The 11,954-nt window shown below is 73.5% G+C and carries 9 protein-coding genes; all 9 read left to right on the top strand.

Features of this window, described 5'->3' with window-relative positions; genetic code table 11:
* The first annotated feature begins 184 nt into the window (after positions 1-184).
* The 9 genes from ACGF3A_RS19025 to ACGF3A_RS18985 all read left to right on the top strand — a co-directional run bounded on the left by ACGF3A_RS19025 (position 185) and on the right by ACGF3A_RS18985 (position 11,864).
* Positions 185-1,960 (top strand): fatty acyl-AMP ligase, encoded by a 1,776-nt coding sequence (locus ACGF3A_RS19025; RefSeq protein WP_393731205.1) that lies wholly within the window; start codon positions 185-187, stop codon positions 1,958-1,960.
* Position 1,961: 1 nt separating this feature from the next.
* Positions 1,962-3,737: an acyl-CoA dehydrogenase family protein gene (locus ACGF3A_RS19020; RefSeq protein ID WP_393731204.1), complete on the top strand. Its 1,776-nt coding sequence runs from the start codon at positions 1,962-1,964 to the stop codon at positions 3,735-3,737.
* Positions 3,738-3,746: 9 nt separating this feature from the next.
* The gene (locus ACGF3A_RS19015) at positions 3,747-5,483 is read left to right on the top strand and encodes an acyl-CoA dehydrogenase family protein (protein ID WP_393731202.1); all 1,737 of its coding nucleotides are present in this window, start codon (positions 3,747-3,749) and stop codon (positions 5,481-5,483) included.
* Positions 5,484-5,574: 91 nt separating this feature from the next.
* Positions 5,575-5,856, top strand: a complete 282-nt coding sequence (locus ACGF3A_RS19010; protein ID WP_393731200.1) for an acyl carrier protein — start codon at positions 5,575-5,577, stop codon at positions 5,854-5,856.
* Positions 5,856-8,918, top strand: a complete 3,063-nt coding sequence (locus tag ACGF3A_RS19005) for a type I polyketide synthase (RefSeq protein ID WP_393731198.1) — start codon at positions 5,856-5,858, stop codon at positions 8,916-8,918. The genes ACGF3A_RS19010 and ACGF3A_RS19005 overlap by 1 nt, the downstream gene beginning before the upstream one ends.
* Positions 8,915-9,952 (top strand): 3-oxoacyl-ACP synthase III family protein, encoded by a 1,038-nt coding sequence (locus tag ACGF3A_RS19000; RefSeq protein WP_393731197.1) that lies wholly within the window; start codon positions 8,915-8,917, stop codon positions 9,950-9,952. The genes ACGF3A_RS19005 and ACGF3A_RS19000 overlap by 4 nt, the downstream gene beginning before the upstream one ends.
* 13 nt (positions 9,953-9,965) lie before the next feature.
* Positions 9,966-10,190 (top strand): phosphopantetheine-binding protein, encoded by a 225-nt coding sequence (locus ACGF3A_RS18995; RefSeq protein ID WP_393731195.1) that lies wholly within the window; start codon positions 9,966-9,968, stop codon positions 10,188-10,190.
* Positions 10,187-11,071 carry a 2-oxo acid dehydrogenase subunit E2 gene (locus ACGF3A_RS18990; RefSeq protein ID WP_393731193.1) on the top strand — a complete coding sequence of 295 codons (885 nt, stop codon included), beginning with the start codon at positions 10,187-10,189 and terminating at the stop codon, positions 11,069-11,071. Before ACGF3A_RS18995 ends, ACGF3A_RS18990 begins: the two co-directional genes overlap by 4 nt.
* Positions 11,028-11,864 (top strand): 4'-phosphopantetheinyl transferase family protein, encoded by an 837-nt coding sequence (locus tag ACGF3A_RS18985; RefSeq protein WP_393731191.1) that lies wholly within the window; start codon positions 11,028-11,030, stop codon positions 11,862-11,864. Before ACGF3A_RS18990 ends, ACGF3A_RS18985 begins: the two co-directional genes overlap by 44 nt.
* Positions 11,865-11,954 lie beyond the last annotated feature (90 nt).

Raw genomic sequence — 11,954 nt, 5'->3', positions numbered from 1 at the left:
CAGGGGCGCCTCAGGGGCGCGGGGAACTGCGCGCTCAGCCACAGCGCACCCGCACCCGGCAACGCAGGGCAAGGGGCAGCCCCTGAGCCGGTCTCCGGACATACGGCACACAACCGAAGCCTTAGGCCCGTCCCGGAGGGTCTAGGTGTCCGCCACATCCTCGTCTGAGAGGTCAGGGAACGACGTGACTAGCACAGGCTTCCGCACGTTCACGGAACTCGTGCTCGCGCGAGCAGAAGCGCTCGGCGGCGAGGACTCGTTCATCTTTCTGCCCGACGACGCCAGCGGCTCGACGCCGGAGCACCTGTCGTACGCCTCGCTCGACCAGGAGGCCAAGCGGATAGCGTCCTGGCTCCAGGCGAACGGCGCGGCGGGGCGGCAGGTGCTGCTGCTGTATCCGCCGGGGACGGCGTTCGTGAAGGCGTTCGTGGGGTGCCTGTACGCGGGGGCCGTCGCCGTGCCCGCGCCGCTCCCGACCGAGCAGGGCCAGCACTTCGCGCGCGTGTCCGGGATCCTGCGCGACGCGGAGGCCCGTGCCGTGCTGACCGACACCGGCAACGCGCCGGAGATCGCCGCGTGGCTGGCGGCCGAGGGCATGACCGAGGTGCTGTGCCTGGCGACGGACCAGGGGCCCTACGGGGACGCCGCCGCGTGGACCGAGCCGGAGATCGCGCCGGAGAGCCTCGCCTTCCTGCAGTACACCTCCGGGTCCACGAGCGAGCCCAAGGGCGTGATGGTCTCGCACAGCAACCTGCTGGCGAACCAGGCCGCGATCCAGAACTCCGTGGGCTCGAACGAGCACTCGCGGTACGGCGGCTGGCTGCCCTTCTACCACGACATGGGGCTCATCGGGCACATCCTCCAGCCGCTCTACCTCGGCGGCTCCGCGGCGCTGATGTCGCCCGTCTCGTTCCTGAAGCGGCCCTACCGGTGGCTCCAGATGATCGGTGACTACGGCGTGACGATCGGCGGCGGCCCCAACTTCGCGTACGACCTGTGCCTGCGCCGCGTCACCGACGCGCACATGGAGAATCTCGACCTGTCGACATGGCAGGCGGCTTGCAACGGCGCCGAGCCCATCAGGGCGGAGACGATCCGCGCGTTCACCAAGCGGTTCGAGCAGGTCGGCTTCCGCCCGGAGACGTTCTTCCCCTGCTACGGCATGGCCGAGACCACCCTGCTGATCTCCGGTGTGCCGCGCGGCACCCGCCCCGTCGTACGGGACGTGGACGCCGCCGGACTGGAGCGGGGCGAGATCGCCGAGCCGCGCGAGCAGGCGCCCACGCGGCAGCTCGTCAGCAGCGGGGCCGTGAAGGACTTCGACGTGCGGATCGTCGACCCCGACACGTTCGAGGAGCGGGCCGAGGGGCAGGTCGGGGAGATCTGGGTCAAGGGCGACAGCGTCGCCAGCGGCTACTGGAAGCGGCCGCTGACCAACAAGGAGATCTTCGACGCGCACATCCGCGACGGCGAGGGCGGCTGGCTGCGCACCGGGGACCTCGGGGTCTTCGAGGGCGACGAGCTGTACGTCACCGGACGGCTGAAGGAGATCATCATCTTCGCCGGGCGGAACCTCTACCCGCAGGACATCGAGCGCGCCGTCCAGTCCAGCGACAAGTCCCTGGGCATCGGCGCCGGTTCGGTCTTCGCCGTGGACACCGACCGCGAGCACCTGGTCGTGCTGCAGGAGGTGCGGACGAGTGCCGTCAGCACCGACCTGCGGACCGTCGCCACCGGGGCGCAGCGGCTGATCGGCATGGAGTTCAACATCCCGGCCGGCAACGTCGTCCTGGTGCGGCCCGGCACCATCAAGAAGACCACCAGCGGCAAGATCCAGCGGACCGCGATGCGCAAGCTCTTCCTGGAGGGCGCCATCACGCCGCTGTACGAGGTGCTGGAGCCCGCCGTGCGCGAGCTGGTCTCCGACGCCACCGACCGCCCGCTGGAGCCGGTGGTCTGACATGGAGCATCCGCCCTACCGGCTCGCCGAGGACCTGGACAGGTTCCTCGGCGACCCCCGGGACCCGGCCGAGGAGTTCTCGTACGCGCGCTGCGTCGAGCTCGACGAGAAGGAGGAGTTCCCGGCCGCCATCTGCGCGCTCCTGGAGCAGTGGGGGCTGTCCGGCTACTACGTGCCCGTCGAGCACGGCGGCAGCCTGCGCGACTACGAGCAGCTCCTCCAGCTCTCCCGTACGGTCGCCCGGCGCGATCTGACGGTCGCGATCGGGCACGGTAAGACGTACCTCGGCACCGTGTGCGTCTGGGTCTCCGGCACGGCGGAGCAGGCCACCTCGCTCGGCGGCGCCGTCCGCGCCGGGCTGCCCGCCTCGCTCGCGCTGACCGAGCGCGCCCACGGCAGCGACCTGCTCGCCGGAGAGGTGCGCGGGGAGCCGCGGGAGGCGGGGGAGGGCGGCGGATGGTCGGTCTCGGGCGAGAAGTGGCTCATCAACAACGCCACCCGCGGCACCCTCCTCTCCCTGCTGACCCGCACGGCCCCGGAGGGCGGGCCGCGCGGCTTCAGCGTGCTGCTCGTCGACAAGCGGCGGCTGGCCGAGGGCACCTTCCAGCACGTGCCGAAGGTGCACACCCACGGCATCCGCGGCGCCGACATCTCCGGCATCGCCTTCGACGGGGCGCACGTACCGGCCGAGGCGCTCGTCGGCGCCGAGGGCGGCGGCATCGAGACCGTCCTCAAGGCCCTCCAGCTCACCCGCACCATGTGCGCCTCCCTCTCGCTCGGCGCCGCCGACCACGCGCTCGCCCTCGGCCTGGACTTCGCCGAGGAGCGCGAGCTGTACGGGCGCCGGCTGATCGACCTGCCGCAGGCCCGGCGCACGCTGGCCGCCTGCGCTGCCGACGTCCTGCTGCACGAGGGCCTGGCGGTCGTCGCCTCCAGGGCCGTGCACACCCAGACCGCCGAGATGAGCCTGACCTCGGCCGTCGTGAAGTACCTGCTGCCCAGCGGCACCGAGACGGTCATCGGCGACCTCACCCGGCTGCTGGGGGCGCGCGCCTTCCTCAAGGGCGTCTACGCCGACGGCAGGTTCCAGAAGGTCGAGCGGGACCACCGGATCGTGGGCCTCTTCGACGGCAACACGCTGGTGAACCTGAACTCACTGGTGAACCAGTTCCGTTCGCTGGTGCGCGGCTACCGGCGCGGCACCGGCGACGGCGAGGGCGCGGCGGCCGCATACGACCTGTGCGCCCCGCTGCGCCCCCTCGACCCCGCGCTGCTGTCGCTGGTGGCCCGGCGCGGCAGCGGCGTCATCGCCTCGCTGCCGCGCTCGGTGGCCGAACTGGAGCGCCGGGCCGCGGCCCGGCCCGCGCTGGAGGGCGCCGCCGCGCGCGCCCGCCGGGTGCTGGAGCGGACCGCCGAGCTGCACGAGCGGATGGCGGCCCACCAGGACTCCCTCGCCGAGGTGCCGGAGGCCGCGTTCGCGACCGCCCGCGGCTACGCCCAGTGCTACGCGGCCGCCGCCTGCCTGGGCCTGTGGACGGGGAGCGCCGACGCGGCGGCCGAGGGGCCCACCGGGGCGCTGTGGCGGGACGGGCTGTGGCTGTGCGCCGCGCTCGACCGGCTGCTGGCGCGGCTCGGCGACCCGGCCGCCGGGGACCCGGCGGCCTACGAGGAACTCCTCGCCCGTCTGCGCGCGGCCCGCCGGGAGGGCGCGCTGTTCTCCCTGCTGCCCCAGCGGACGCCCCATGGAACGACCGGCCCGCGCGCCGGAGAGAGCTGAGAGGACCCCATGTCGATCGGTATCGCGGCACAGGAGGAGCGCGTCGTCGCCCGTATCGCCGAGCTGGAGAAGGTCCTCGGCGACCCGGCCGACCCCCTGGGCGACGTGTCGTACGCGCGCGTCCTGGAGGCCGACGAGGAAGGCGAGATGCTCACCCCGGGTGAGCGGCTGCTGGACGACGTGGTCCTCAACTCGGACTTCGTCCCCCGCGCGCACGGCGGCCGGCTGGAGCGCATCGACAACCTGGTGCGCGTCATGCGCCAGGTGTTCCGCCGGGACGTGGCCCTCGGCCTCGGCTACGGCGTCACCTCGTTCATGGCCGGTGTCAACCTGTGGACCTGCGGCACGGCCGAGCAGCGCGAGCGGCTGGCGCGGCTGCTGCTCGACGGGGGCAAGGTCTCCGTCGCGTACCACGAGCTGGCGCACGGCAACGACTTCGTCCGCAACGAGTTCGAGGCCACCCCGACCGGGGACGGCTTCCGGCTCAACGGCACCAAGCAGGTCATCAACAACGCCGACCGGGCCGCCGCCTGGGTGCTCTTCAGCCGCACCAGCGACAAGCCCGGCAGCCGCAGCCACTCGGTGATGTTCGCCGAGCGCGGCGGCCTGGACGCCGCCAGCTACCGGGTGCTGCCCCGCTACGACGCCGTCGGCGTCCGCGGCTGCCACCTGTCCGGGCTGCACTTCGAGGACTGCGCGCTGCCGTCCGACGCGCTCGTCGGCGAGCTGGGCCAGGGCGTCGAACTCGCCCTGCGCGCCTTCCAGATCACCCGCACAGCGGTGCCCGGCATGGCGCTCGGCGCGACCGACACGAGCCTGCGCACCGTCGTCCGCTTCGCGCTCGGCAGGCAGCTCTACCGGCGCTCCGTGATGGAGATCCCGCACGCCAAGGCCACCCTCTCCGGGGCCTTCCTCGACCTCCTCGTCTGCGACAGCCTCTCGCTCGCCGGGTCCCGCGCCGTGCACCTGCTGCCGGACGAGACCAGCGTCTACGCGGCGGCCGTCAAGTACCTGGTGCCCAGGATGCTCTCGGACGCCATGAACGAGCTGTCGATCGTCCTCGGCGCCCGGTTCTACGTCCGCGAGGGCGAGTTCGGGATCTTCCAGAAGCACGTGCGCGACCTGCCGGTGCTCAGCCTCGGGCACGCGGGCTCCGCCGCCTGCCAGGCCACGATCATCCCGCAGCTCCCGAGGCTGGCCCGCCGCGCCTGGTTCACCGGGGACCCCGCGCCCGACGCGCTGTTCCGGCCCCGCGAGGACCTGCCGGAGGTCTCCTTCGACGGGCTGACGCTGGCCAGCGGACGCGACGGGCTCAGCGCCTCGCTCGTCGCCGCCGTCGACGAACTGCCCAGCGGCACCCCCGTGGAGCGCGCCGCGCACGGCATCGCGCTGAAGATGATGGACGAGCTGCGGCAGGTCCAGGAGGAGGCCCTCGCGCTGGCGCCGGAGGACCGTACGGCCCTCGCCCGGCCCGCCTCCTTCGCGCTCGCCGACCGGTACGCGGTGCTGCTCGCCGCGGCCTCCGCGATCGGCGTGTGGCGGCAGGCGGCAGCGGCGCCGGCCGACGACCCGTTCCTCGCCGACCCGGCCTGGCTCGCGGCGGCGCTGCACCGGCTGTCGCGACGGCTCGGCCACCGCCCGCCCGACCTGCCCGCCGAGGCCGAACCCCGTGTCCACGAGGAGGTTCTGCGCCGGTTCCAGGAAAACGCGAGCTACGACCTCTACAACACACCTCTGGCGGGCTGAACCGCCCGCCGGAGCCCGATCCGAGCCCGAACCGAGCCCGACCCGAGCCCGATCCGTCCGCTGTGACGACCCTTGCCGAGGAGTGCGAATCATGTCCGTTCCGGCCGCAGGACACACCGCCGAGACGCTGACCACCTGGCTGGCCGAGCGCATCGCCCTGTACCTCAAGCGGCAGCCCGCCGAGATCGACCCCACCGTCCCGCTCGCCGAGTACGGACTGGACTCGGTGGCCGCCCTGAGCCTGTGCGGGGACATCGAGGAGGACTTCGACGTCATCCTCGAACCGACCGTGGCGTGGGACTACCCGACGGTGGGCGCGCTCGCCGCGCACCTGCGCGAGGAGCTCGCCGCCGCCACGTCGGAGGCCGTCTGATGACCGACGTCCCCCAGGACGCCGTCGCCATCGTCGGCGTCGACTGCCGGTTCCCGGGGGCGCCCGACACGGGCGCCTACTGGGACCTGCTGATGCGCTCGGGGGACGGCGTCGGCCAGGTGCCGGGGCAGCGCTGGGACGCGCGCGAGTTCCACTCCGAGGAAGCGGGCGCCGAGGGCAGCAGCAACACCACCGAGGGCGGCTTCATGGCCGACCCCGACGCCTTCGACAACGAGTTCTTCACCATCTCGCCCCGCGAGGCCGCCGCCATGGACCCCCAGCAGCGGCTGCTGCTCCAGTCCGCGTGGCGGGCCGTCGAGGACGCCGGAACCGCCCCGCAGACCCTCGCCGGGTCCCGCACCGGGGTGTTCGTCGGGATCATGGGCAACGAGTGGGCGCAGCTCCACCTCACCGACTACGCCCGGGTGACGGCGCAGGCCGGGTCCGGCAACGGCTACTGCATGACCGCCAACCGGATCTCCTACCACCTCGACCTCAAGGGCCCCAGCCTCGCCGTCGACACCGCCTGCTCCTCGTCGCTGGTCGCCGTGCACCTCGCGGGCAACGCGCTGCTGTCGGGGGAGTGCGACACCGCGCTCGCCTCCGGCGTCAACGTCGCGCTCACCCCGGCCCTGTCGATCTTCTACACGCAGGCCGGGCTCTCCGCGCCCGACGGCCGCTGCAAGCCCTTCGCCGCCGGTGCCAACGGCATCGGCAGGGGCGAGGGCGTCGGCACCGTCGTGCTGCGCAGGCTCTCCGACGCGCGCGCCGACGGGCAGCGGATCTACGCCGTCGTCCGCGGCACCGCCGTCAACCAGGACGGGCGCAGCAACGGCATCACCGCGCCCAGCCGCTGGGCCCAGCAGGACGTGCTGGAGGCCGCGTACGCGCGGGCGGGCTGCGACCCCGCCGACGTCGTCTTCACCGAGGCGCACGGCACCGGCACCGTCCTCGGCGACATGATGGAGGTCAAGGCGCTCGGCCACCACCACAGGGGCCGCGCGCGCCCGATGGCCATCGGCTCGGTCAAGGGCAACCTCGGCCACGCCGAGGGCGCCGCCGGGATCGCCGGGCTCATCAAGGTCGCCCTCGCGCTGCACCACAGGACCGTGCCCGCCAGCCGCTACGCGGCCAAGGAGAACCCGCAGCTCAGGCTCCGCGAGCACGGACTGCGGCTGCTGAAGGCCCCGCTGCGGCTCAGCGGCACGGCGCTCGCCGGGCTCAGCAGCTTCGGCCTCGGCGGCACCAACGCGCACGCGGTGCTGGAATCGGCGCCCGCCGTGCGTACGGCACCGCGTGACGGAGCGGAGGAGGAGACCGAAGCGACCGGCATCGGCTGCGGGATCTTCACCCTCACCGCGCCGGGGGCCGACGCCGTGGCCCGCAATCTGCGGGTCCAGGCCGAGGCCGTCGCCGCGCGCAAGCAGCCCGCGGGACCGCTGTGCTGGACCAGCAACCGCGTCAAGGCCGGGCACCAGCTCCGCTTCGCGGTCGCCGCCGACGACAGCGCCGAACTGGCCGGGGCGCTGCGCGAGGCCGCCGAGACGCCCGACGCGCTCGCCCAGCTCACCGGCCAGCCCCCGGGGCCGCCCCGGCTGGCGTTCCTGTACACCGGGCAGGGCTCGCAGTACGCGGGCATGACCGCGCGGCTGTACCGCGAGTCCCCGCTCTACCGCCGGTTCCTGGACGAGGCCGACGAGGCGCTGCTCCCGCACACCGGGCGCTCCGTGCGCGACCAGCTCCTGGACGGCGACGAGGACGTGCACCGCACGGCGTACGCGCAGCCCGCGCTCTTCGCCGTCGGCTACGCGCTGGGGCGCACGCTCACCGAGCTGGGCGCGGAGCCCGGGCTGCTGCTGGGGCACAGCGTCGGCGAGTTCGCCGCCGCCTGTCTCGCGGGCGCGCTCACCCTCGAAGGCGCCGCGCGGCTGATCGCGGCCCGCGGCAGGCTGATGCAGCAACTCCCGTCCGGCGGCGGCATGCTGGCCGTGCTCGCCGGGCCCGACGCGCTGCGCGACCGCGTCGCCGACGAGCCGCTCATCGACCTCGCCGTGCTCAACGGGCCGCGCGCCTGCGTGCTCTCCGGCGAGCTGACCGCGCTCGGCCGGATCGAACGCGAGCTGGCGGGTACGGGCGTACGTACGCGCAGGCTGCAGGTCTCGCACGCCTTCCACTCGCCCCTGATGGACCCGATGCTCGAACCCTTCGCGCGCGAGGCCGAGAAGGCCGGCGGCGGAGTGCCCCGGCTGCCCTTCCACTCGACGCTGCGCGGCCGCCTCCTCACCGAAGGGGAGGCGCTGGACGCCGCGTACTGGACCGAGCACGTGCGCGCGCCCGTCCTGTTCGCGGACGCCGCGGGCGGCCTGCTCGCCGAGGGGCCCAGCCATCTCGTCGAGATCGGCCCCAAGCCCGTCCTGCTGTCGATGACGGCGCACCTGGGCGGCCCCGCGGGCGGCACACGCGGGACGCGCGGGATACGCCCGGCGTCCGTACTGCCCGTCAAGGACGGGGAGTCCGGGGCCCGGCGGCTCGCCGAGGCCGTCGCCGAGCTGTACCGGGGCGGGGTCGACCCGCGCTGGGAGGCCGCGTACCCCGCACGGGAGCGCACCGCGCTGCCGCTCGCGCCCTACGCGTTCTCCGCCGCGCACCGCTACTGGACGCGCGAGCCGGTACGCCGGGACGCCACGGCGCGGTCCGAGGAGCCCCCGGCACCCGCCGCACCCGTCCAGGAGAAGGCGGCACCCACCGGCGTACTGACGCTGGACAGGCCGCCGGAGGGCGACCCCGTCGCCACCGTGGTGTACGAGGCGATCGCGCAGGTCGGCGGCTACGCCGTCGAGGAGCTCTCGCCCTCGCTGCGGCTCTACGAGGACCTCGGCTTCGACTCCGTCATGATCATGGAACTCAAGACCCGCCTGGAGGAGCGGCTGAGCGGCACCGCCGCGCTGACCGTCCAGGACCTGCTGCCCCAGCTCGCCACCGTCGGCGACCTCGCGGACTTCCTCGGCGAATACCTCGGCCGGGACGCGGATGGAGCGGAGAAGGAGGAGAAGACAGCGTGAATCACCATGCCCCGGCGGAGGCCCCCGCCTACCTCGCCTCGGTCGGCACCGCGCTGCCCGGCGACCCCGTCGACAACGCGGCGCTCGCCAAGGCGCTCGGTGTCAACGAGGAGTGGATCGAGGTCTTCATCGGCACGAAGACCCGCCACTTCGCCCGCGACCTCGCCACCGGCACCGTCCGCTGGTCGCTCGCCGACCTGTGCGCGCAGGCCGGGGCGCGGGCGCTGGACGGTCCAGGGCCGGGCCACGAGGACATCGACTTCGTCGTGCTGGGCACCGCGACCCCCGACACCCTGATGCCCGCCACCGTCAACCACGTGGCCGACCAGCTCGGCCTCGACCAGGTGCCCACCTTCCAGCTCCAGTCGGGCTGCGCGGGCGCGGTCCAGGCGCTGAGCCTGGCCCGCACCATGATCGCCTCGGGCGAGTACGGCACGGGCCTCGTCATCGGCGGCGACGTGTGCAGCAAGCACCTCGACCTCGACCGCGACCTGTCCGGCGCGGCCCCCGGCGACATCGTGAACTTCGTGCTCTTCGGCGACGGCGCCGGAGCGGCCGTCGTCACCGGCGAACCCGCGGGGGAGCGGGTGGCCCTGCGCCGCGTGCTCAACCGCTTCACCGGGCTGGGCCGCGAACCCGGCCAGGTCATCGAGTGGTTCGGCCTCGCCGACCGCTACGACGACCGGCAGGCCGTACGCGAGGACTACAAGGCCATCGAGGAGGCCGTGCCCGTCATGGCCGTCGAGATCCTCTGGGAACTCCTCGGCGACCTCGACTGGGAGGCCGAGGACCTCCACTACCTCCTGCCCCCGCAGCTCTCCGGCCGCATGACCGCGCGTATCACCGGAGAGCTCGACGTCCCCTCGGCCCGCGAGATCTCCTGCGTCGCCGACACCGGCAACAACGGCAACGCGCTGCCCTTCCTGCAGACCGAGAAGCTCCTGGAGCACATGGCCACGGGAGAACGCGCACTGGCGGTCGCCATCGAGTCCAGCAAGTGGATCAAAGCGGGCTTCGCCCTGGAGAAGCTGTGACCCTGGAGAACCTATGACCCTGGAAGACTTCGCCCGAATCGTCAGCGACGAACTCGGCGTCTCCTTCGGCACCGACGAACTCTCCGCCGACTTCGACGACCTGCCCGAGTGGGACTCGCTCTACCTGCTGAAGGTCGTCACCGCCGTCGAGTCCGAGCTGCGCCGCTCCGTGCCCGTGGGGAAGGTGCTGGAGGCCCGCAGCCTGAAGGAGATCTACGACCTGGCGGTCACGGCGTGAGCGGGACGAGCGGCCTCGGCAGCACCGTCTTCGCCGAGCGCCGGCGCCGCCACACCCTCTACTTCCTGGAGTGGGCCGCGCGGCAGCGCCCGGTGCACCTGGACACCGAGGTCGACATGACCCGCGTCCAGCGGCACCGGGCCGCCGCGCGGGAGAGAGGCGAGCGCTACGCGGTGGTGAGCTATCTGCTGTACGCCACGGGGCGCGCCCTCGCCCGGCACCCCGAGGCCAACGCGGTCGCCGCCACCCCCTGGCCCGCGCCGCTGCGCGCGCCCCGGACCGTACGGTTCGAGGGCGTCACGGCGAAGCTCGCCCTGGACCGCCCGGTCGGTCCGGACGCCGAACGCACCGTGCTCTCCGCGCTCGTACCGGGCCTGGAGTCCGCCGGACTGCCCGCCATCCAGCAGCGCGTCGAGCGCTACGCCGGGCGGTACGCGGCCGAACTCCCCGAATTCCAGCGGGTCCTGAAGCTCGGCACGCTCCCCGCCCTCCTCGGGCGGGCGCTCTTCGGCGCGGCCCTGCGCGACCCTCGGCGGCGCCCCGACATCTTCGGCACCGTCTCGGTCAGCTCGCTCGGACACCGCCCCGTGGACGGCTTCCACTCGGCGGGCGGCACGGCGGTGACCGTGTGCGCGGGGCAGATCGCCGAACGGGCCGTCGTCCGCGACGGCCACGTCGTACCCGCGCCCGTCATGCGGCTCGGCCTCACCTTCGACCACCGGGTGATCGACGGCGCGACCGCCGCCGATGTGCTGGGCACGCTCCGACACAGCTTGGAGGACTTCGATGACGGCTCCTGGGAGGACGCCTCACGGGCGCACCTTCGGAGCACCGATCATGATCTCGGGTCCCCGGGGGGACTGGCACCGAGTCCGCGCTGACCTCGACCGGTACGCGACGGTCGTGCTCTACGCCCACCTGGGCGACTGGCAGCCGCAGCGCGCGGGCAACCCGCGGCTGCGGGCCCTGCTGGGCCGCGACTGGGCCCGCTTCCTGGACCTCACGCACCCGGGACTGCGCACGCGCTTCGCCTCCTCACGGGTGCTGCTGAAGTTCGCCGCGGCCTCGGTGCTGCACGTCGCCCCGCAGGACATCGAGCTGGGCTACACGCCGACGGGCCGCCCCTATCTGCGCGGCTACGACGGCGTGCAGATCAGCCTCAGCCACACCGACGAGCTGCTGCTCGTCGGCCTCGCGACGGGCGGCGTGATCGGCGTGGACGCCGAACGCAGCGACCGTTCGCTCTACGGCCCGGGACTCGGCCGCCAGCTCTGCACCGCCAACGAGACCGAACTGATCGAGGCCATGCCCCTGGAGGAGCGCGACGCCGCGCTCCTGCGCCTGTGGACCCTCAAGGAGGCCTACAGCAAGGCCATCGGCCTCGGCATGCAGTTCCGCTTCACCGACTTCGGCTTCCGCCCCGACGGCACCCCCACCGAGGTACGCCGCCCCGACGGCACGCCCGGCACGGGCGACGAGTGGTCGTTCGGCACGTACCTGCTCGACGCGAGCGACGGGCAGTACACGGTGAGCGTCGCGGTCGGCGACGCGGGCTTCGGCGGCACCGTCGACCATGCCGCCGCCACGACCCTCGACGCCGGCATCGTGGATGCCCTCACCGAGGCCCTCGGCGCGGACCTCTCCGAGGACGCGGACGAGTTCGGCGACTGGTAGAGGCCCTGGGCAGGGGCTGCCCCTGGCGGTGCGTCGCAGTCTGCCGGTGCGTTGTGGTTGCTCGCGCAGTTCCCCGCGCCCCTTTGGGGC

This window comes from Streptomyces sp. NPDC048172, assembly GCF_043202595.1.
GTDB lineage: Bacteria > Actinomycetota > Actinomycetes > Streptomycetales > Streptomycetaceae > Streptomyces.
The sequence above is the reverse complement of the archived record's forward strand: the minus strand, read 5'-3'. Positions and strand labels throughout refer to the sequence as shown.